This window comes from Serratia sp. TSA_198.1 (assembly GCF_052686505.1).
In genome coordinates, this window is sequence record NZ_JBQZFP010000001.1 from 1057854 (window position 1) to 1079254 (window position 21401).

The window sequence follows — 21401 nt, forward strand, 5'->3', positions numbered from 1 at the left end:
AGGCGCGCTTTCAGCGCCCTTCTTGTTATGCCTGCGATACCGCCTGCAACCGGGCGTAAAATTTGCCATAATGCGCGCTGCATTCGATGAAGATAAGAAACTGATGGCCGAAAAAAGTGATCTTAACGCCCTGAGTGGCCGTTTTCGTGGGTTTTATCCCGTAGTGATAGATATAGAAACCGCTGGATTTAATGCCAAAACCGACGCGCTGCTGGAGATTGCCGCCGTTACGTTAAAAATGGACGAAGAAGGCTGGTTGCAGCAGGATGAAACCCTGCACTTTCACGTTGAACCTTTTGAAGGCGCCAACCTGCAACCGGAAGCGCTGGCATTCAACGGTATCGACCCGCATAACCCGTTGCGCGGTGCAGTCAGTGAATACGATGCGTTACACGCCATTTTTAAAGCGGTACGCAAAGGCATCAAGGACCGTGGCTGCAACCGGGCGATTATCGTGGCGCACAACGCCAACTTTGATCACAGTTTCCTGATGGCCGCAGCAGAACGCGCAAGCCTGAAGCGCAACCCTTTCCACCCGTTCGCCACCTTTGACACTGCCGCGCTAAGCGGGCTGGTGTTGGGGCAAACCGTGTTGGCCAAAGCCTGTATTGCCGCCAATATTCCGTTCGACAGCACCCAGGCGCATTCGGCCCTGTACGACACCGAACAAACCGCTCAACTGTTCTGCGAGCTGGTTAACCGCTGGAAACGCCTTGGCGGATGGCCGCTGGCCATCGGTGATACTGACTGAACCGCAAATAAATCGGGCGGCCCAGTTTGCACTGGCGCCGCCCGATGTCTTCTTGCAATAAACCCGAGCCGTTATGGCTGCTGGTCTTCTTGCTCTTTGTACTTCGCTGCCGTTTCTTTGATCAGCTGTTGCAGTTCGCCGCGCTGATACATTTCGATAATGATATCACAGCCGCCTACCAGCTCACCGTCGACCCACAGCTGCGGGAAAGTCGGCCAGTTGGCGTATTTCGGCAACTCGGAGCGGATGTCCGGATTCTGCAGAATATCAACGTAGGCAAAGCGTTCGCCACAAGCAGACAGCGCCTGCACCGCTTGCGCAGAGAAACCGCAGTTTGGCAATTTCGGTGAACCTTTCATGTACAGCAGAATTGGGTTCTCACCGATCTGCTGCTGAATTTTTTCAATCGTCGTCATTTATTGCTTCCTCAAGCCACATCTCATGGCTACAACATGCATCACACTGGCTATTGTAGCGGCTGGAACAGTCGCAAGAAAACGCCATCTTTTGCAAGGGTATTCCCCGTTGCCAATCGCATCTTACCGGCAAAGGCCATTCCGGTTAAAACATACGCTCAGAATAACATTTTTAATCCGACCATTTCACTAATATATTTTTCCGCCTCCTGGTACCCCTTTAATAATACCAACAGCGGCCAAAGGTGATTTTTTACACACCAACGGATTGATTTTTCGGCAAAAAAAATGCTGTTAACGTTTTCTCACAATATGGATTATCATTTATGAGTTCTTCGCTGTTTTATATGGCGAAATTGGGGAATACTGTCATTCTTTCGATATCTGTTCCGGGGCCAAGGTTGGTAACGTCGACATGCGTTTAATTCTTACGCTTTTTGTGCTGTTGTTTACACAGCTATTCTTAAATCTGGCGCACGCTGCGCCACAGGCGCGTATTGCCGCCGAGCAGCGCAAGAGCCACGTTAATGAAGCACGGCCGGATGACCGCAAGAAAAAGAAAGCGGCAAAGGCCAGCAAAAAAGTGAAAGTCACTGCTCCGCCAAAAACAGCCAAGGTTTCCAAAGCCAAAACAGAAAAAACCGCTAAAAAGATCGTCAGCGCAAAATCGAAACACCAAACCCAGAAAATAGCCAAAATCAAAGTGACCCCACCGAAAAAGGGTTACAAAAAAGGTTATGGTCGCCACCGGGAACCCGGCATGGCCACCGCCAAATTGGCTCGCGACGAAAAACCGCTGAAACTCAGCCCGGCGCACAAAAAGCGCTATCAGCACGCCAAGCAAACCGCAATGGCCAAGCTGATGGATCAAATGGGCAAACCTTATCGCTGGGGCGGCACTTCGCCAAGAACCGGTTTTGACTGTAGCGGACTGATTTATTACGCCTATAAAGACGTAGTGAAAATCAAGATGCCGCGTACTGCCAACGAGATGTACCACCTGCGCGACGCGGCGCCGATCAAGAAAAACGAGCTGGAAAGCGGTGACCTGGTGTTCTTCCGCATCAACAACCGTGGCGTGGCCGATCACGTCGGCGTCTATCTGGGCAACGGCAAATTCATTCAGTCACCGCGTACCGGTGAGGAAATCCGTATCAGCCAGTTGGACAACGACTACTGGCAAAACCACTACATTGGCGCCCGCCGTGTGGTAACACCGAAAACCATTCGATAATCGCCTCCGCGGCTGGTCCCCCCAGCCGCACGCCTCACCGCCTACCGCAAGCGTTCTGATCTTAGGCCTTTTAGTCGCTCTCAGACCGCGGTTTCGCGAAGCCGCATGGAAAACATCCGGGTGTGGGTGAACGGGGCACTTGTGGAAAAATCTGACGTAGCGGTGGGAAAATGCGGACAGGCGCAGTGAACTGCGCCTGTGTGACAACCAGGGATCAGTTCAACGCCGCGGTGAAGCTAAAAGCAATAATAACGGCCAGCGCGCACACAGTGGTGAACAGTGACATTTTCAGATCGGTATCCATTACAACTCCTTTTCAGACGGGTTATCCCAAGGATAAAAGGCACACAATTAATGCGTCAAACCATTTTCCCACAGTTAGACAATAAAATCTTGTTATCATTTCCCGGTTTATAATACTGATTACCTCTTCCACTTTGGCTCAATATGGGACAAAATTCGCAGTTCACAACTGCGTACCGGCAAAAATGCCCCTCCTGACCAAACGCTGACGACTTCAATACACTAAAAACTCAGCTTCGCTTATTTGGAAGAAGGATCTACGCAGGCAAACGATTAACATCACACTTACATGCTGCAACATGTGAGTTCAGGAGTCATTCTTTACATGGCAACGATTAAAGATGTGGCCAAACGCGCTGGCGTTTCCACCACCACCGTTTCGCACGTCATCAATAAGACTCGTTTCGTCGCCGAAGAGACTAAAGCGGCCGTCGCGGCCGCGATCAAAGAGCTGCACTATTCTCCCAGCGCCGTGGCGCGCAGCCTGAAAGTCAATCACACCAAATCTATCGGTCTGCTGGCTACCTCCAGCGAAGCGCCCTATTTCGCCGAAGTGATCGAGGCGGTGGAAAACAGCTGCTACAGCAAAGGCTATACGCTGATCCTGTGTAACTCGCACAATAACCTGGACAAGCAACGCGCTTATCTGGCGATGCTGGCGCAAAAACGCGTCGATGGCCTGCTGGTGATGTGCTCTGAATACCCGGATCAATTGCTGGGGATGCTGGAAGATTACCGTAACATCCCGATGGTGGTCATGGACTGGGGCGCAGCACGCGGTGATTTTACCGATACTATTATCGACAACGCCTTCGAAGGCGGTTATCTGGCCGGCCGCTATCTGATCGAGCGTGGCCACCGTGAGATTGGCGCCATTCCGGGCCAATTAGCGCGCAATACCGGCGGCGGCCGCCATCAGGGCTTTTTAAAAGCCATGGAAGAAGCCAATATCGAGGTGCGCGACGAGTGGATTGTACAAGGTGACTTCGAACCGGAATCCGGCTACAAAGCCATGCACCAGATATTATCGCAGAAACAGCGCCCAACGGCGGTATTCTGCGGCGGCGACATTATGGCAATGGGCGCTATTTGCGCCGCTGATGAGCTGGGGTTGCGCGTACCGCAGGATATTTCCGTTATTGGTTACGATAATGTGCGCAACGCCCGCTATTTCACGCCGGCACTGACGACCATCCATCAGCCCAAAGAGCGTTTGGGCGAGATGGCGTTCACCATGCTGCTGGATCGCATCATCAGCAAGCGTGAAGAGTCGCAAGTCATTGAGGTACATCCGAAGCTGGTTGAACGCCGCTCGGTCGCCGACGGTCCCTTCATCGATTACCGCCGCTAGTCGCCAACGCCGGGAGCCAAAGCGGCTTCCGGCGTCACTTCGCTTAACCATTCCTGATTCAAGGTTTCACTGTCCCCCAGGTAATCCAGCAGCCAGGCCATCGCCGGCGATGGGGTATTCTGCTGCCAGGTCAGGCAGCATGGGCTGGCGGGAAATGGCTGTTGCAGTTGCAGCGCCACCAATTCACCACGCTGTACCAACGGCAATACCTGATGCGCAGGCATCATGCCGACGCACAATCCGGCGCACAGGCAATCCACCGCAGAGGCCCAATCCGGCACCACCAGCCGCCGTTGATTGTCCAGCGTCCAGGTGACCCGCTTGGGCAAATTGCGTGACGTATCCTCCAGACACAGCGAAGGGAAAGGCCGGAGCTGATCATCGTTTAGCAGGCCATCCAACCCCGCCAAGGGATGCTGGGGGCTGGCGACACACAACCAACGCATGTCGCCCATGTCGCGAAAGGCGAAACCACCGCCAACCGGCACCGCCCGCGTAGCGCCGATCGCCATATCGGCGCGGCCATCCACCAGCGCATCCCATACGCCGTTAAACACTTCGGGTTGGACCAACAGCTCCACATCGGGGAATTGACGGTAAAAATCCAGCACCAGCTGACGGCAGCGCTGCGGTTTGACGATGATATCCACCGCAATTTTTAATTGGCCACGCCAACCATTGGCCACCTGCTGGCACTGCCTGCGAGTGTCGAGCATTTTTTTGATGACACCGCGCGCTTCCTGAATAAACAGCGTGCCAGCCAGCGTCAGTTCTACATCGCGATGACGCCGTTCAAATAGCGGTACCGCCAACCATTGTTCTAGTTGCCGCACAGTATAGCTAACCGCCGAAGGTACCCGGTGCAGTTCCTGCGCCGCCGCGCTGAAGCTGCCGGTGCGGGCGACCGCGTCCACGACATCAAGCGAATATTCAGACCACATGATTTTTGCCTTCAATTTTTTTAACAGCACTTCGCAAATATTACCGTTTCACAAGCAGAGATCCAGCCGGATACACTTGCCGGCGCTAAAAACCTGCGACAATAAAATATTAATGAGAAATACCATGCGAAATTCCTTTGGTTTTATGTTCTATCTTGCCGGCCTGAGCATGCTGGGTTACCTGGCCACCGACATGTATCTGCCCGCCTTTGGCGCTATGCAGCAAGATCTGCAAATTTCCGCCGGCGCAATCAGCGCCAGCCTTAGCATTTTCCTGGCCGGTTTTGCCTTTGCTCAACTGCTCTGGGGGCCGCTCTCCGATAATTTGGGCCGCAAACCCGTTCTGCTGATTGGCCTGGCGCTGTTTGCTCTGGGCTGCCTCGGCATGCTGTGGGTGCAAAATGCCGTCCAACTGTGGTCGCTGCGCTTTATCCAGGCGATCGGTGTGTGTTCAGCCGCCGTCACCTGGCAGGCACTGGTCATTGACCGCTACCGTGAAGGCAAAGCCAACCGCGTATTCGCCACCATTATGCCGCTGGTAGCACTTTCGCCTGCGCTGGCACCGTTGGTCGGCGCCTGGTTGTTGAACCACATGGGATGGCGGGCAATTTTCGCCGTGCTGCTGGGTATCACCGTCATTTTGCTGCTGCCGACGCTGTTACTGAAGGAAAGCGCCAAAAGCGCGCCATCTGCCCAGCCCAAAAACACCCTGAGTTTCTTCCAACTGCTGAAGTCGCCGGTATTCAGCGGTAACGTCACCATTTTTGCCGCCTGCTCTGCCGGTTTTTTTGCCTGGCTCACCGGTTCGCCGTTTATTCTTGGCGATATGGGTTACAGCCCCAATGATATTGGCCTGAGCTATGTCCCGCAGACGCTGGCTTTCTTATTGGGCGGTTACGGTTGCCGTACGGCGTTAAACCGCATGAATGGCAACACCCTGCTGCCTTGGCTGCTGGTAGGTTATGGCATCAGCATGGTGGCGTTATATCTGGTGGCGACATTGACCGAGCCCACGCTCACCACGTTGCTGATTCCATTCTGCCTGATGGCGCTGGTCAACGGAGCCTGCTACCCGATCGTAGTGGCGAATGCGTTGATGCCGTTCCCGGAAGGCACAGGCAAAGCCGCAGCGCTGCAAAATACCCTGCAATTGGGCCTGTGCTTTGTCGCGAGCCTATTGGTTTCGGCCTTTATAGCCCAACCGCTGTTGGCGACGGTAACGGTGATGGTTTCAACGGTGGTATTGGCCGCGTTGGGGTATATGTTGCAACGGGGAAAAGTGATCGATAATTCGCAGGCAGTACGACAGGAACATGCTAACTCTGCGTCATAATTACCTGTACTAATAATCACTTAAAGAATATTTTTGCCGAGTGCGATTTACGGTTGAGTAAGCGCCTCGGCAAGCCTATACTCAAAACGACCTTTTAAAATAACACTTTTATAGTCTTATTATCACAAGTAGCTGTTGTGTACGCGTATGGCGTCACACTTTTTTAAGGATTGTTTATCCGCGCCTATTGCGCTGGAGCCTTCTTAAAATTTTCCTCTGTTCATAGTCGGATATCAGACGCCACGGTGACTTTCCACCGTAGGTATACATATGCGCCCGCAGAAATTGTCTAAGCTATTTTCTGGCGGGTCATAAGTCAGAAGAAGGTGATGGAGAAGCTATGAGTTCATCGTGTATAGAAGATGTGAGCATTCAGGACAACCCATGGTACCGTATCGCTCATGAAATGCTCAGTATGGCCGGTATAGAAATAAACGGCTCACGTCCTTTCGATATTCAGATTAAAAATCCTGATTTTTTTAAACGCGTGTTGCGGGAAGGTTCTCTCGGCCTGGGCGAAAGCTATATGGATGGCTGGTGGGAATGCGAACGGCTGGATATATTCTTTCAACACGTAGTCGGCGCAGGCCTGGAAAAGAAACTCCCCCACCATGTGAAAGATATCCTGCGAATTGCCGCCGCGCGATTAATCAATTTGCAATCGAAGAAACGAGCCTGGATTGTCGGCAAAGAGCATTACGATCTGGGAAACGATCTGTTTACGCTGATGCTCGATCCCTATATGCAATATTCCTGCGCCTATTGGAAAGAGGCAACCACGCTGGAGCAAGCGCAGGAAGCCAAGCTGCGAATGATTTGCGAGAAACTGCAGTTGCAACCGGGGATGAAATTACTGGATATCGGCTGCGGTTGGGGCGGCCTTTCCGCCTTTGCGGCGAAAAACTATGGCGTTTCCGTCGTGGGCGTAACCATTTCCGCCGAACAGCAAAAGCTGGCGCAGGAGCGCTGCGCCGGGCTGGACGTTGAAATTCTGCTGAAGGACTACCGCGATCTGCACCAGCAGTTTGATCGCATTGTCTCCGTCGGCATGTTTGAGCACGTTGGCCCCAAAAATTATCGCACCTACTTCAAGGTGGTGGAGCGTAATTTAAAACCGGATGGCCTTTTCCTGCTGCACACCATTGGCTCGAACCGGACAGATATGAATGTTGACCCGTGGATCAACAAATATATCTTCCCGAATGGCTGCCTGCCTTCAGTCACGCAGATAGCCAAAGCCAGCGAGGGACGTTTCGTGATGGAAGATTGGCATAATATTGGCGCCGATTATGATCGCACCCTGATGGTCTGGTACGAGCGTTTCAGGCAGGCATGGCCGCAACTGGCTCAGCGTTATTCCGAGCGTTTCGAACGTATGTTCAGCTATTATCTGAACGCCTGTGCAGGTGCGTTTCGCGCGCGTGACATTCAATTGTGGCAGGTGGTATTCAGCCCGAAAGGCATTGAAGGCGGTATCCGCGTCCCGCGCTGATTAATGCCATACCATAACGAAACGCCCCCGGTTTTTACCGGGGGCGTTTTATATTATGCGCTAACCAATGGCTGATCAGCCGCAATAAACCCGAATGATTTTATCCTCGCTGTCGCCCAGGAAGTTCAGACGACGCAGGTTAAAGTCCATAGTAACGGCCGAATTGTACGGAATCGCACGTACCTGAGAGTCAATCTGAACGCCTTCCAGCGCTGACATCGGCTTGCCGACGTAACTCTGGTATTGCGCGGCACCGCAGGTATCACTTTCTGCATCAACGGCCTGATTGGCCGCGCCCTGCTCAGGTGAGCTGCTACAGGCACTCAGCGCCAGCAGCGCCGTTAACATCAACGTTTTCCCATAAAACTTCACGCGGTTACTCCTCTGTGGTTATTGTCCGTCAGATCTTCTGCGCCAGCGCGCTCGCCGTCGCCATGGCCGCTTCGCGGCTCGCCAACACCCGCTCAACGGTATCTACCACCGCCTGCGTTTGTGGATCAATCTCAATATTCACCTTGTCGCCCAGGCGTTTTTTGCCCAGCGTGGTGCGATCAAGCGTCTCCGGGATCAGGTGCACGCAGAAACGGTTATTCACCACCTCTCCGATCGTCAGGCTAATACCGTCAATGCCAATAAAACCTTTATGCAGAACGTATTTCATCAGTTCCGCATCCGGCATGCGCAGCCATATCTGACGATTATTTTCGGAGGTATAAATCTTGGCGACTTCCGCCGTGCAGATAATATGGCCGGACATCAGGTGGCCGCCAATTTCATCGTTGAATTTGGCCGCCCTTTCGATATTGACCACGTCCCCCAAAGCCAGCTCGCCGAGATTGGTCAGGCGCAACGTTTCTTTGATCAGATCAAAGCTGACGCGGTTGCCTTCCACCGCAGTGACGGTCAGGCAGCAACCGTTATGGGACACCGACGCGCCGAGCTCCAGCCCAGGCAGTAGTTCCGCAGGCATCTCTATGACGTGGGTACGGAAGTTGGATTTTTCATCAATGGCGACCAGCGGCGCGGTGCCTTGTACGATACCGGTGAACATGTGAGCCTCTTCTTTCTGAAAATGTTTAAAGCGCTTGGGGCAGTTTGCCCCAGTTGGCGAGGAAAACCAAACCCGGGGAGGCAAAAAATCCGCGCCTGCGCATTTAATAACTATTTCGTCACAACATTTGCTTAACGACGCCGAGCGCGTACAATCTTTTTGACAAAATTCCGCTATTTTTAATTGTTGTCCTTTCGCGACGACCCTCCCCTCAATCATAAATAAATAGAAAAGGTGTATGCGTGCAGAAGTACTTCATTGAAGCGCGTAGTTTATTGGCCCTCGCAATTCCGGTAATCATCGCGCAAATATCGCAAACCGCAATGGGCGTGGTCGATACCATTATGGCCGGCGCTTATAGCGCCACGGATATGGCCGCCGTCGCCGTCGGCACCTCTATCTGGTTGCCGGCCATTCTGTTCGGCCACGGCCTGCTGCTGGCGCTAACTCCGGTGATCGCGCAGCTTAACGGCGCCGGCCGCCGCGACCGTATCGCTCATCAGGTACGCCAAGGGTTTTGGCTGGCTTGTGCGGTCTCTGTCCTGATCATTTTCGTGCTGTATAACAGCAAGTTCGTGATCGATATGATGCACAATATCGATCCGCAACTGGCGGATAAAGCCGTTGGCTACCTGCATGCTATCATGTGGGGCGCGCCGGGCTATCTGTTCTTCCAGGTACTGCGTGGCCAGTGTGAAGGACTGTCGAAAACCAAACCCGGCATGGTGATTGGCTTTCTCGGCCTGCTGGTCAATATCCCGATTAACTATATCTTCATCTACGGCAAGTTCGGTATGCCTGAGCTGGGCGGCGTCGGTTGCGGCGTAGCAACCGGCAGCGTCTACTGGTTCATGTTCCTGGCAATGCGCTGGTATGTAAAACGCGCACCGTCGCAACGTGACATCCTGCCGCATGAAGGCAGCAACCGCAGCCCGGACTGGCCGGCGATGAAACGCCTCATCGGTATCGGTCTGCCGGTGGCGTTGGCGCTGTTTTTTGAGGTGACGCTGTTCGCCATCGTCGCCCTGCTGGTCTCGCCGCTGGGCATCGTTTCCGTGGCCGGGCATCAGATTGCGCTGAACTTCAGCGCGTTGATGTTCGTGTTGCCACTGTCGCTCGGCGTCAGCGCCACCATTCGCGTCGGCTACCGGCTCGGTGAAGGTTCGGTCGAAGGCGCGCGGATTGCCGCCTATGCCGCTATCGGCGTCGGTATCCTGATGGCCTGCTGCACCGCGCTGTTTACCGCCACTTTCCGCGAACAAATCGCGCTGTTGTATAACGACAGCCCGGCGGTAGTTGCGATGGCGTCGCACCTGATGTTGCTGGCGGCCATTTATCAGATTTCCGATTCGATTCAGGTGATCGGCAGCGGTATTCTTCGCGGTTATAAAGATACCCGGTCAATCTTCTTCATCACCTTTATCGCTTATTGGGTACTGGGCCTGCCGAGCGGCTACCTGCTGGCGTTGACCGATGTCCTGGTGCCGGCGATGGGGCCAAGCGGCTTCTGGATTGGTTTTATCATCGGCCTGACCTTTGCGGCCATCATGATGGCTACGCGCATGCGCTGGCTGCAAAAACAGCCTGCTGCGCTGATCTTGCAGCGCTCCACCCGCTAAGTTTCGCCACCGGCCGGTTTATTCCGCCGCCGGTGGCTTCTTCGTCCGTGTTTGCAGAAAAAACAACCGCACTGCACATAAGCTCAGCAATCGTGTGAAATACCGGATAAAATTACGTTTTTCTCCTTGCCAGCGCGCAGGTAGCTCGTTAATATTCGTCCCCGCTGTCAGCCATGACAGACAGGAAAAGATGCGTCCGTAGCTCAGTTGGTTAGAGCACCACCTTGACATGGTGGGGGTCGGTGGTTCGAGTCCACTCGGACGCACCAAATTCCTAAAGCAGTACAGTGCGTCCGTAGCTCAGTTGGTTAGAGCACCACCTTGACATGGTGGGGGTCGGTGGTTCGAGTCCACTCGGACGCACCAAATTTCTAAAGCAGTGCAGTGCGTCCGTAGCTCAGTTGGTTAGAGCACCACCTTGACATGGTGGGGGTCGGTGGTTCGAGTCCACTCGGACGCACCAAATCGTTATTCCCTCAGGCTTGACCTTTCTATCCGATACTTCCATTACCCTAATCTGCCCATGCGATTCCCGAACGTTACTTCTGTAACCGCTAGCCGTATCCGAATATCATCATGGCGAACACCTTTTACAGGACAAGTTTAATGCTGACATTTACCGCAGAAACTCCGTTTGAAAAACTCGACAACGGCCTCATCCGCCGCCAAGGCGTAATGAGCGATGGCGCCCGTGCTACGGAAGTCAAATTCGGGGCCGGCACCTTCGGGCAACTGCAAAAGCGGGGGCATTCATTGCAAACGCGGGTCGTTTCCGGTGAGTTTGAATTCACCGTTGGCAGTGATACTCAGGTGGTGGTGGCCGGGGAAACTATCGCCATTCCCGCCAACACCGCCAGCGGATGCTTCTGCCTGACTGCCGGAACCCTGCTGGAAATCATCACGGCAGATTGATTGCGTTAATTGTTTCGTTCACAGCAAGGTTATTTGCGCAACAAACACCTGCTGGTGATTTGCATTTGCGCCACATTTGCTGCTGATTTAACGGATCCGCCGTCGATCACCGGTTTTTTATTTTGTTTCCCGTCGCTTAGCCTTTATAATGCGCAACGTCTTTCAGTTGAATGGTTTCAGCCCTTGATCTGCGAAAACGCAATAACAACACATTTTCATCTCATCATGTTGCGCAGCATCCCTACGCCCTGGCGCGGGCTGAATTTTTACACCCCATTTCAACTCTGGTCACCTATCCTTAACTGTGTTTTGCACCACCAGGCGCGACTCAAATTCCATACCGGTGGCCTGGCCGCTGGTTTTATTCGTTTTTTTATCCATCACAACTTGTAGAAAACTCCGTCATGAAAAAGACCAAAATTGTTTGTACCATCGGTCCAAAAACCGAATCGGAAGAAATGCTGACCAACCTGCTCAATGCAGGCATGAACGTAATGCGCCTCAACTTCTCCCACGGCGATTATGAAGAACATGGCAACCGCATCAAGAACATGCGTGCCGTGATCGCGAAAACCGGCAAAAACGCCGGTATCCTGCTGGATACCAAAGGCCCGGAAATCCGCACCATGAAGCTGGAAGGCGGCAAAGACGCGGCGCTGGTTGCCGGCCAGACCTTCACTTTCACCACCGATCAAAGCATTATCGGCAATAACGAACGCGTTGCGGTCACCTACGCCGGCTTCTCCGCCGATCTGAAAATCGGCAATACCGTGCTGGTTGACGACGGCCTGATCGGCATGGAAGTCACTAACGTGACCGAGAACGAAGTGATCTGTAAGGTACTGAACAGCGGCGATCTGGGCGAAAACAAAGGCGTTAACCTGCCGGGCGTTTCCATCCAACTGCCTGCATTGGCAGAAAAAGACAAACGCGACCTGATTTTCGGCTGTGAACAAGGTGTCGACTTCGTTGCCGCGTCCTTTATCCGCAAACGCTCCGACGTACTGGAAATCCGCGAACATCTGAAAGCCCACGGCGGCGAGCAGATTCAGATCATCTCCAAAATTGAAAACCAGGAAGGCCTGAACAATTTCGACGAGATCCTCGAAGCCTCTGACGGCATCATGGTAGCTCGTGGCGATCTGGGCGTAGAAATCCCGGTAGAAGAAGTGATCTTCGCTCAGAAGATGATGATCGAAAAATGTAATCGCGCACGTAAAGTGGTGATCACCGCCACCCAAATGCTGGATTCGATGATCAAGAACCCGCGCCCTACCCGTGCTGAAGCCGGCGACGTGGCGAACGCCATTCTGGACGGCACCGACGCCGTTATGTTGTCAGGCGAGAGCGCCAAGGGCAAATACCCACTGGAAGCCGTGACCATTATGGCCACCATCTGCGAGCGCACCGATCGCGTGATGCCAAGCCGTATTGACAGCCTGAACGACAACCGCAAACTACGCATCACCGAAGCCGTCTGCCGTGGCGCCGTTGAAACCGCAGAAAAACTGGACGCGCCATTGATTGTGGTTGCCACCAGCGGCGGTAAATCAGCCAAATCCGTGCGTAAATACTTCCCTAACGCCGTGATCCTGGCGCTGACCACCAACGAAGTCACCGCTCGCCAATTGATCCTGACCAAAGGCGTTACGCCGCAAATGGTCAAAGAAATCGCCTCTACCGACGACTTCTATCGCATTGGCAAAGAAGCTGCACTGGCCAGTGGCCTGGCGCAAAAAGGCGACGTTGTGGTGATGGTTTCTGGCGCTCTGGTACCGAGCGGCACCACCAATACTGCCTCGGTTCACGTGCTGTAATATAAAACGTGACATAATTGTCTTGACCAAAACGCCGCTTAGCGGCGTTTTTTTTAGCAGTAGTAAACTGTTTTCCCAAAAACGCAACTGCCGATTGCTCATTATTTGGCTAATTACAAATCGGAGTTGTCCCATGGAATCCAGCTGTTTTCCCTAGATTTTTTAACTATTCATCAAAAGAAGATGCAAGTTTGAGCGAACGATCAAAATAAAGCACTCCAATACAAAAAAATTATTCTCTTTCGAAAAAAGTTTGTGTAATACTTGTAACGCTACATGGAGATTAACTCAATCTAGAGGGTGTTATAATGAATCGTACTAAACTGGTACTGGGCGCGGTAATCCTGGGTTCCACTCTGCTGGCAGGCTGCTCTAGCAATGCTAAAATCGATCAACTGTCTTCTGACGTTCAGACTCTGAACGCTAAAGTTGACCAGCTGAGCAACGACGTGAACGCAATCCGTTCTGACGTTCAAGCAGCTAAAGACGACGCAGCACGTGCTAACCAGCGCCTGGACAACCAAGCTCACGCTTACAAAAAGTAAGATAGCTTCGGTTATTGAAAACGGCGCACATTGTGCGCCGTTTTTTTTGTTTGCGCTCCCCTTTCCCCTCGCCACAGGCGAAAAAAAGGGTTCAGCACGCTGAACCCCCTCAGAATCGTCAGTTATGACCCGTATTTAATTCACCGCGCTGATAGGTGCCCCCTTGAACAGGCCCTTATTCGCTCCCTGCGGGGCTACAGGCGTTAAAGTCACATCAGACGTACTCTGCCCCAGATTAACCAGTACCGGCATGCCAGAGCGGCGTACAACCGCACTGTCGAACACCGCACGATCGGTCTGCGAATCCTCGACAAAGCTTTTTTCGGTTTTGGACAGTGAAATCGGCATGGTCTGCGGATCATCGCTTTCGACTCTCGACAGCGGCTGATGGACTTCGACGTAACGCTTACCGTCCGGCTCCACGGAAATTTTCACCGGATCGTTAATCACCTGTACGCGGGTGCCGCGCGGCACCATGTTAAACAGCGCTTCGATATCCTTCGGACGCAGGCGGATACAGCCGGAGCTGACGCGCATGCCAATGCCGAAATTGGCATTGGTGCCGTGGATCAGGTACTCACCGTGCCCCATAGCCAAACGCATGGCAAACAGCCCCATCGGGTTTTCAGGGCCGGCCGGTATGACCGCCGGCAGCGTCACGCCTTTCGCCTGATAGCGCTTACGGATGTTGGCCGTTGGTGTCCAGGTCGGGTTCGGGATCTTCTGGCTGACTGAAGTCACCTGCAGCGGCGTATGCATGCCGGTCTGGCCAATACCGATAGGATAAACAATTACCTTATTCTCGCCTTTCGGGTAGTAGTACAGGCGCAGTTCGGCCAGATTGACCACTATCCCCTCACGCTTGGTGTCCGGCAGCAGCATTTGGGTCGGGATGGTTAATACCGAACCCGGCTTGGGCAAGAACGGATCCGTACCCGGATTGGCCTCCAACATGCCCAACAGACCAATTTGATAGTCGGCGGCAATTGCCTCTAACGGACGGCCATCGTTAGGTACGGTGTAAGTGGTGTTCTCGCCAATCAGGCGGCTGTCCGGCGGCGGCAACGGATACTCGGTCGCGCTGGCGGCTTGGGTGCCTGTCAGTACGGTGGCGAATAGCATGCCCATTAAACTCAACGCACGTTTCATTATCATCCCTATATGCTTATTACGGTTCGGCCACAAGGCTAGCGGGCACCTGACGGCAGGTAAATCAGACAATACCTGATTAATACTAGCAACGCTGGCATTAAAGGCAATAAGTACTCTAAAAATCAACATGTTATAACGTAATTGCGCGACAGATTTGTCAATGTAACGTCAATAAGCAAGCTGCTGAAATGTCACTGATTTGTTGCACAGACGGGGGGATCGGAAGGGATTTGTAAAGACTCACTGACACAAGAAATATATTCAACGCATCAATAAGTCTTTCTGAATGTCAAAGCAGACTCACAACAACTGGGTGGCCTTACTGCGGATAGCGCGGATCATCGCCTCCAGCCCCTGGGAACGCGATGGCGTCAGGTGCTGGCTCAACGCCAGTTCGGAGAAAAAGGGCCGCACATCAAGCTCGGTAATCTGCTGTGGCGTCATTTGGTGATACAGAATAAACACTACCGCCAGCAACCCTTTGACGATGGCCGCATCGCTGTCGCCGTGAAATTCGACACGCCCTTGCTCGTCAGTGTGCATCACAATCCACACCTGGCTCTGGCAGCCGGAAATCAGATTGCTCGCCTGACGTTCGTCCTCGGCAAGTGCCGGCAGCCTCGCGCCCAGTTCAATCACATACAGGTACTTATCTTCCCAATTAAGGCAACGGGAAAAATTACGCACCAACTTATCTTTATCCGGCAAGTTCGCCATGAGGATCCTTTCAATAATTCAGGGGCCGGCATGCCGGCCCCGCGTAACTGTCTGCAGGCATTGTTTCGCCAGAGAGCGCCACAAGCGGCACCCTCGACCTACCCCAAGAGTTTTTGGATACGCTGCAACCCGGCCACCAGCCGATCAACTTCATCGCGGGTGTTGTATAACGCCAGCGAAGCGCGACACATGCTCGGCACATTATAGAACGCCATCAACGGCATCGCGCAATGGTGCCCGGTACGAATGGCGATACCGTATTGATCCAGAAAACTGCCGACATCGTAAGCGTGATGCTCACCCAGGTTAAAGGCAATGACCCCAGCGCGCTCTGTCGGACCATAGATGTTAAGCGTCGGCACCTGTTTCAGCGCTTCGAGCGCATAGTGCATCAGCGACTGCTCGTAGTCGTGTATCGCCTCCAGCCCCAGCGCGTTAACATAATCCATCGCCGCGCCCAGCCCCATCATGCCGGCCGTGTTCGGTGAACCGGCCTCAAAGCGCCACGGCGGCTCGGCATAGGTGGTGCCGTTAGTCAGGCTGACCTGTTGTATCATCGATCCCCCGCCTTCCCACGGCGGCATCTGCTGCAGCAGCGCCTGGCGGCCATAAAGAATGCCGATACCGGAAGGGCCATACAGCTTGTGGCCGGAAAACACATAGAAATCGCAATCCAGCGCCTGCACATCCACGCGCTGATGCATAACGGCCTGTGCACCGTCTATCAGCACCTTCAGGCCCGCAGCCTTCGCCTGAGCGATGATTTCACGCACCGGATTCACCGTGCCCAGCACGTTGGAGACCTGAGTCATCGCCAGCAATTTGGTGGACGAGTCGATCAAACCCGGCAACTGCGCCAGATCCAGCGTGCCGTCCTGTTGCAGCGGCCATACCCGCAGTTGAAGCCCGCGCTCCTGCGCCAGCATCTGCCAGGGAACAATATTGGCGTGATGCTCCATCTCGGTGATGATAATGCTGTCGCCCGGCTGCAGGACATGGCGGCCAAAGCTGTTGGCCACCAGGTTAATGCCCTCGGTGGTGCCCTTGACGAAAACAATCTCTTCCGCCGAGGCGGCGTTGATAAACGCCGCCACTTTTTCGCGCACCGCTTCCATCTCCTGCGTCGCTTCTGCGCTCAGCGTGTGGATGCCACGGTGTACCGCCGCGTAGCCATGGCGATAAAAATCCAGTTCGCGATCGATCACCGCCTGCGGCTTCTGCGCGCTGGCGGCACTGTCAAGGTAAGCCAGCGGCCGGCCATTGACTTCACGCGCCAAAAGCGGGAATTCGCTGCGCACCCGTTCAATCGGAAAACTCATGCTGCCTCCCCCGGCAGGCGTTGCGCTATGCGCGTCAGCACCCATTCGCGGATAACATCGTTGCCGATGCCCTCGGTCAGTTCAGCGGCAAAGGCGAAGATGATCATCTGCTGCGCTGCGTGTTTATCAATACCGCGCGATTGCAGATAGAACAGTTGCTCTTCATCAATACGCCCGACGGTGGCGCCGTGGCTGCATTTCACGTCATCGGCGTAGATTTCCAACTGCGGCTTGGTGTCCACCTCCGCCACCTTACCCAACAGCAGGTTGTGGTTGGTCATCTGGCCGTCGGTTTTGATCGCATGTTTAGCGACTTTGATCATGCCGTTGAATACCGCCTTGGCGCGATCGCTGACCACCGTTTTATGCAGTTGACGGCTCTCGCAGTAACCTTTGTTGTGCTCCAGATAGGTACGGGTATCGCACACATCCTTGCCCACCGGCAGCACCAGGCTGTTGATCACCAGGTTGGAACCTTCGCCGTTCAACTGCGCGCTGGTGTTATGCCGCGTAAGGCCGGCCCCCAACAGGAAGCTGTCGCTTTTCACCCGCGCGTCGCGGCCAATCACCAAGTCGTTATGCGCAAAGTGGTAGCTCGCTTGGCTTTCGAACGCCAGCTTGCAGTGACGCAGCTCCGCGTTGTCTCCGATGCTGGCTGTCAGACGCGCGCCGGTGAAATGCGCGGCATCGTTCAGGCTGACATAATGCTCGATCACCTCAGCCCGGGCATTGCGACCGACGTCGAGGTGATGGCGATGATGCACAGTATTCACCTCGCCCTCAGCGCCGCGTCCACTGCTGATGTGCAACAGGTACAACGGCCGAGCAGCGATCTTGCCGGCCGCCACGCGGATCATGCTGGTCTCCTGCGCCAGGCTTTCGGTCAGGTGCAGAAAAATTTCAGGCTGGATCGGCTCCGGCAATGCCTGCGGCGTGCCGTAGGGAGTGACCTCGAACTGGTATTCCCCCAGATCGCTGTCGCTCAGCGCGGCGTTGAACCGTCCGTCGACAAACACCAGCCGATAAGCATCGAGGTTCAGCGCCAGCGCATCACGTTGGGCGGCAGCGATCGGCTCGGCCTGCGGCTCAAGGAATTGCTGCTCCAGCAAGCCCTCCAGCGGGGTATATTTCCAGTTTTCATGTTTGCGCGTCGGCCAGCCCAGACGCAAAGCCTGCTGCCAGTGCGCCAGGGCATGAGCGGAGTGTTCGCCGCCACGGGCCTCGAACAGGCTGTAAAGCTGTTGCAACGCACGCGAGTTATTGTTGGTCGGTAAGCCAGCCATAGCCCTGCTCCTCCAACTGTTTCACCAGGGAGAAATCGCCGGACTTCACGATGCGCCCTTGAGACAGAACATGAACATAATCCGGTTTGATGTAGTCCAGAATACGCTGGTAGTGCGTGACGATAATGAAGGCACGTTTGCCGTCCCGCAGCGAATTAACGCCGTTGGCGACGATCTTCAGCGCGTCAATATCCAGGCCGGAGTCAGTTTCATCCAGGATACACAGATCCGGCTCCAGCGCCGCCATCTGCAGAATGTCATTACGCTTTTTCTCGCCGCCGGAGAAACCGACGTTGACCGAGCGGGTCAACAGATCCTGAGGCATATTCAGCAACTCAATCTTTTCTTCGATGAAATCAGCAAAATCGAAGCGGTCGAGCGGTTCTTGCTGGCGGTATTTGCGCACCGCATTCACCGACGTCTGCAGGAAGAAGTGGTTGCTGACCCCGGGGATCTCAACCGGATACTGGAACGCCAGGAACACGCCTTCGCCGGCGCGATCTTCCGGGGCCAGCTCAAGCAGGTCTTTACCCTTGAAGGTAACCTCGCCCTCGGTCACCTCATACTCTTCACGCCCCGCCAGGGTGGCGGAAAGCGTACTCTTGCCCGAGCCGTTCGGCCCCATGATGGCATGCACTTCACCCGGCTTGATCTCCAGGTTCAATCCCTTGAGGATCTCATTGCCTTCGGCGCTGACTTTCAAATTCTTGATACTTAACATGCGGTGTCCTTAAGTAGCGCTGCTGCGCTGTAAATCCGGCGTTTAGCCCACGCTGTGTTCCAGGCTGATGGCCAATAACTTTTGCGCCTCGACGGCGAACTCCAGCGGCAGTTCAGAGAACACGTCCTTACAGAATCCGTTGACGATCATAGAGATGGCATTGTCTTCGCTGATGCCGCGCTGCAAACAGTAGAACAGTTGGTCATCGCCGATTTTCGACGTGGTCGCTTCGTGTTCCAGCTGTGCGCTGTTATTGCGGGCCTCCACGTACGGGAAGGTATGGGCTCCGCTGTCCGGCCCAATCAGCATCGAGTCGCATTGGGTAAAGTTACGCGCATTTTCCGCCCCCGGCAGGATCTTCACCAGGCCGCGGTAAGTGTTCTCGCTGTGCCCGGCGGAGATGCCTTTGGCAATGATGGTCGATCGGGTGTTCTTGCCGATGTGGATCATCTTGGTGCCAGTATCCGCCTGCTGATGGCCGCTGGTCAGCGCCACCGAGAAAAACTCGCCGATTGAGTTATCGCCTTGCAGGATCACGCTCGGGTATTTCCAGGTGATCGCCGAACCGGTTTCCGACTGGGTCCAGGACATTTTCGAGCCTGCGCCTTCGCACAACGCGCGCTTGGTCACGAAGTTGAGAATGCCGCCCTTGCTGTCACCGCCGGAGAACCAGTTTTGCACCGTTGAATATTTCACTTCGGCGTCTTTGTGCAGGATCACTTCCACTACCGCCGCATGCAGCTGATAGCTGTCACGCACCGGGGCTGAGCAACCTTCGATGTAACTGACGTAGCTACCTTCATCGGCGATCAGGATGGTACGTTCAAACTGGCCGGTTTTGGCGGCGTTAATGCGGAAATAGGTCGAGAGTTCCATCGGGCAGCGCACGCCTTTCGGCACGTAGACAAAAGTGCCGTCGGAGGCCACTGCGGCGTTCAGTGCGGCAAAGAAGTTATCGTTGGACGGCACTACGCGGCCCAGGTACTTGCGCACCAGATCCGGGTATTCCTGAATCGCCTCGCCGAACGAGCAGAAAATCACCCCGCTTTCCGCCAGTTTTTCACGGTAGGTGGTGGAGACCGATACCGAATCGAATATCGCGTCTACCGCCACTTCGCTGCCTTCACGCACCGGTACGCCAAGCTGGTTAAACGCCAGCTCAACTTCGCTGGTCAGATAGCTGTTTTCGGTTGCCGCGCCGGGTTGCTGTTCGGCGCCGGGCTGGGAGCCGCAGGCGTCGTCGCAACTGCCGCAGGAGGGCGCCGAGTAATAGCTGTAATCCTGGTAGTTCAACCGGTCATAGTTCGCCTTCAACCAGTGCGGCTCTTCCATTTGCAGCCAGGCACGGTAGGCCTCCAGACGGAATTCCAGCATCCACTCAGGTTCGTTACGCTTGGCCGAAATGGCGCGCACCACATCTTCGTTGATGCCCGTCGCCAATTCATCGGTATCCAGTTGGGTGAAAAAGCCTTCTTTGTAGCGCCCTTCGCTGACCCAAGCCTGCACTTCATTAGGCATTTCTACATTGCTTCGTGTCATGTTGATTGCATCGCTCAAACGCCAAAGCTCTCGCCGCACCCGCAGGCATGCTGAGCTTTAGGGTTATTGAATTTGAATATTTGATTCAGCCCTTCACGGACAAAATCTACCGTGGTGCCATCAATGAACGGCATGGCTTTAAGCGGCACATACAGTTTGGCGCCATCGCGCTCAAACAGCAGGTCGTCTTCCGCCGGGGCACGGGTGAGATCCAGCACATAGGCAAACCCGGCACAGCCTGATTGCTTCACTCCGAGTTGCAGCCCCTTCACTTGCGGATCCTGCTGCATCAATTTAGTAATTTGTTGTACGGCGTTGTCGCTGAGCAAAATGCCTTGCCAGACATTTTCGTCCAGAGAAAAGGTGCCGACATTTTCCGTTTGCATAGGGCCTACCTCACACTCGTGTTTTACCACAGCCAATCTGGGTTGCTTATATGTTAGTGATAACAATTATCACTTCAACCGTTTGTTTTGCGGGGGTATCCGCCAAAAGCCCGTTTTTTTGCTGCCGCACACGGCAAGCAGAAGGGACAGTCAGGGTGCCTGGCGCAGTCCCGCGGCGACGCGTTCATTTTATCCTTATGAATTTACTGTACATCCTGAATTACCGCACCGCCCAGCCGCTGGCTCATCCCCTTTACACCGCCGGCTTTTATTGTCGATGTAAACATTCATAGAAAATACCTATTTCAACATTTTGTCTGTCTCAAAAATGCGTTTATCGGCAATTAGCGGCGTTTTCCGTCGTTTGCACCGCCCGGCCACACTGGCCGAAACCACCGTCATTGATTAAAGTTTAGCCGCTACTGACTGATATTGGGTCGGCGCAGAGCAAATGCAGCCCCGGTGTCCGATAAAAATTTCAACAGAATGATTGATCGCGAACGCATCCGTAAATATGAT

22 protein-coding genes and 3 tRNA genes are annotated in these 21401 nt (G+C 54.2%); 13 read left to right on the plus strand and 12 right to left on the minus strand.

Annotated features, from left to right (window positions below):
- Nucleotides 1–70 precede the first annotated feature (70 nt).
- Nucleotides 71–751 (plus strand): ribonuclease T, encoded by a 681-nt coding sequence (gene rnt / locus ACUTSW_RS04925; RefSeq protein ID WP_062871335.1) that lies wholly within the window; start codon nt 71–73, stop codon nt 749–751.
- A gap of 71 nt (nt 752–822) precedes the next feature.
- Here rnt and ACUTSW_RS04930 read toward each other — a convergent pair whose 3' ends face one another.
- The gene (locus ACUTSW_RS04930; RefSeq protein ID WP_004943744.1) at nt 823–1167 is read right to left on the minus strand and encodes a Grx4 family monothiol glutaredoxin; all 345 of its coding nucleotides are present in this window, start codon (nt 1165–1167) and stop codon (nt 823–825) included.
- 415 nt (nt 1168–1582) lie between these two features.
- Between ACUTSW_RS04930 and ACUTSW_RS04935 the strand changes: the two genes are divergently transcribed.
- The gene (locus ACUTSW_RS04935; RefSeq protein WP_004943741.1) at nt 1583–2401 is read left to right on the plus strand and encodes a C40 family peptidase; all 819 of its coding nucleotides are present in this window, start codon (nt 1583–1585) and stop codon (nt 2399–2401) included.
- A gap of 214 nt (nt 2402–2615) precedes the next feature.
- Here ACUTSW_RS04935 and cydH read toward each other — a convergent pair whose 3' ends face one another.
- Complete coding sequence (gene cydH, locus ACUTSW_RS04940) at nt 2616–2705, minus strand: cytochrome bd-I oxidase subunit CydH (RefSeq protein WP_004943739.1); 90 nt, start codon at nt 2703–2705, stop codon at nt 2616–2618.
- 324 nt (nt 2706–3029) lie between these two features.
- Here cydH and purR point away from each other — a divergent pair, with 324 nt between their 5' ends.
- Entirely contained in the window at nt 3030–4055 is a 1026-nt protein-coding gene (gene purR, locus ACUTSW_RS04945) for an HTH-type transcriptional repressor PurR (RefSeq protein ID WP_004943736.1), read from the plus strand.
- Here the strand turns inward: purR and punR are convergent.
- Nucleotides 4052–4996, minus strand: coding sequence for a DNA-binding transcriptional activator PunR (punR, locus tag ACUTSW_RS04950; protein ID WP_445583842.1), 945 nt, complete (start codon nt 4994–4996; stop codon nt 4052–4054). The genes purR and punR overlap by 4 nt on opposite strands.
- A gap of 124 nt (nt 4997–5120) precedes the next feature.
- Here punR and punC point away from each other — a divergent pair, with 124 nt between their 5' ends.
- A complete protein-coding gene (gene punC / locus ACUTSW_RS04955; RefSeq protein WP_062870650.1) occupies nt 5121–6329 on the plus strand; it encodes a purine nucleoside transporter PunC in 1209 nt (402 codons plus the stop codon).
- Between the two features lie 340 nt (nt 6330–6669).
- Nucleotides 6670–7821, plus strand: coding sequence for a cyclopropane fatty acyl phospholipid synthase (cfa, locus tag ACUTSW_RS04960; protein ID WP_434462959.1), 1152 nt, complete (start codon nt 6670–6672; stop codon nt 7819–7821).
- A 75-nt stretch (nt 7822–7896) separates the two neighbouring features.
- On the opposite strand, the gene ACUTSW_RS04965 is transcribed toward cfa, so the two are convergent.
- Together ACUTSW_RS04965 and ACUTSW_RS04970 are read right to left on the minus strand one after the other, a co-directional pair.
- Nucleotides 7897–8193: an I78 family peptidase inhibitor gene (locus tag ACUTSW_RS04965; RefSeq protein ID WP_174523941.1), complete on the minus strand. Its 297-nt coding sequence runs from the start codon at nt 8191–8193 to the stop codon at nt 7897–7899.
- Between the two features lie 28 nt (nt 8194–8221).
- Complete coding sequence (locus ACUTSW_RS04970; RefSeq protein ID WP_126482363.1) at nt 8222–8872, minus strand: riboflavin synthase subunit alpha; 651 nt, start codon at nt 8870–8872, stop codon at nt 8222–8224.
- A gap of 242 nt (nt 8873–9114) precedes the next feature.
- Here ACUTSW_RS04970 and ACUTSW_RS04975 point away from each other — a divergent pair, with 242 nt between their 5' ends.
- From ACUTSW_RS04975 to ACUTSW_RS05010, 8 genes are all read left to right on the plus strand, one after another.
- Nucleotides 9115–10491: an MATE family efflux transporter gene (locus ACUTSW_RS04975; RefSeq protein ID WP_004943723.1), complete on the plus strand. Its 1377-nt coding sequence runs from the start codon at nt 9115–9117 to the stop codon at nt 10489–10491.
- 192 nt (nt 10492–10683) lie between these two features.
- Nucleotides 10684–10760 (plus strand) — tRNA-Val (locus ACUTSW_RS04980).
- Between the two features lie 20 nt (nt 10761–10780).
- Nucleotides 10781–10857: transfer RNA gene (locus ACUTSW_RS04985), tRNA-Val, on the plus strand.
- A gap of 20 nt (nt 10858–10877) precedes the next feature.
- Nucleotides 10878–10954: transfer RNA gene (locus tag ACUTSW_RS04990), tRNA-Val, on the plus strand.
- Between the two features lie 143 nt (nt 10955–11097).
- Nucleotides 11098–11403, plus strand: coding sequence for a cupin (locus ACUTSW_RS04995; RefSeq protein ID WP_445583843.1), 306 nt, complete (start codon nt 11098–11100; stop codon nt 11401–11403).
- A 33-nt stretch (nt 11404–11436) separates the two neighbouring features.
- Nucleotides 11437–11796 carry a hypothetical protein gene (locus ACUTSW_RS05000; RefSeq protein ID WP_153034632.1) on the plus strand — a complete coding sequence of 120 codons (360 nt, stop codon included), beginning with the start codon at nt 11437–11439 and terminating at the stop codon, nt 11794–11796.
- An 11-nt stretch (nt 11797–11807) separates the two neighbouring features.
- Nucleotides 11808–13220 (plus strand): pyruvate kinase PykF, encoded by a 1413-nt coding sequence (gene pykF / locus ACUTSW_RS05005; protein WP_062870646.1) that lies wholly within the window; start codon nt 11808–11810, stop codon nt 13218–13220.
- A 308-nt stretch (nt 13221–13528) separates the two neighbouring features.
- Nucleotides 13529–13765 carry a major outer membrane lipoprotein gene (locus ACUTSW_RS05010; protein ID WP_004943717.1) on the plus strand — a complete coding sequence of 79 codons (237 nt, stop codon included), beginning with the start codon at nt 13529–13531 and terminating at the stop codon, nt 13763–13765.
- A 135-nt stretch (nt 13766–13900) separates the two neighbouring features.
- Here the strand turns inward: ACUTSW_RS05010 and ACUTSW_RS05015 are convergent, their stop codons facing one another.
- The 7 genes from ACUTSW_RS05015 to sufA form a co-directional block, all read right to left on the minus strand.
- On the minus strand, nt 13901–14914 hold the full coding sequence (locus ACUTSW_RS05015) for a L,D-transpeptidase family protein (RefSeq protein ID WP_445583844.1): 1014 nt from the start codon (nt 14912–14914) through the stop codon (nt 13901–13903).
- Nucleotides 14915–15217: 303 nt separating this feature from the next.
- Nucleotides 15218–15634 (minus strand): cysteine desulfuration protein SufE, encoded by a 417-nt coding sequence (sufE, locus tag ACUTSW_RS05020; protein ID WP_445583845.1) that lies wholly within the window; start codon nt 15632–15634, stop codon nt 15218–15220.
- A 98-nt stretch (nt 15635–15732) separates the two neighbouring features.
- On the minus strand, nt 15733–16953 hold the full coding sequence (sufS, locus tag ACUTSW_RS05025) for a cysteine desulfurase SufS (RefSeq protein ID WP_445583846.1): 1221 nt from the start codon (nt 16951–16953) through the stop codon (nt 15733–15735).
- On the minus strand, nt 16950–18236 hold the full coding sequence (sufD, locus tag ACUTSW_RS05030; RefSeq protein ID WP_004943708.1) for a Fe-S cluster assembly protein SufD: 1287 nt from the start codon (nt 18234–18236) through the stop codon (nt 16950–16952). Before sufD ends, sufS begins: the two co-directional genes overlap by 4 nt.
- Nucleotides 18211–18957 (minus strand): Fe-S cluster assembly ATPase SufC, encoded by a 747-nt coding sequence (gene sufC / locus ACUTSW_RS05035; protein ID WP_004943704.1) that lies wholly within the window; start codon nt 18955–18957, stop codon nt 18211–18213. Before sufC ends, sufD begins: the two co-directional genes overlap by 26 nt.
- Before the next feature lie 42 nt (nt 18958–18999).
- On the minus strand, nt 19000–20496 hold the full coding sequence (sufB, locus tag ACUTSW_RS05040) for a Fe-S cluster assembly protein SufB (protein ID WP_004943701.1): 1497 nt from the start codon (nt 20494–20496) through the stop codon (nt 19000–19002).
- A 14-nt stretch (nt 20497–20510) separates the two neighbouring features.
- Nucleotides 20511–20882: a Fe-S cluster assembly scaffold SufA gene (sufA, locus tag ACUTSW_RS05045; protein ID WP_004943698.1), complete on the minus strand. Its 372-nt coding sequence runs from the start codon at nt 20880–20882 to the stop codon at nt 20511–20513.
- Nucleotides 20883–21401 lie beyond the last annotated feature (519 nt).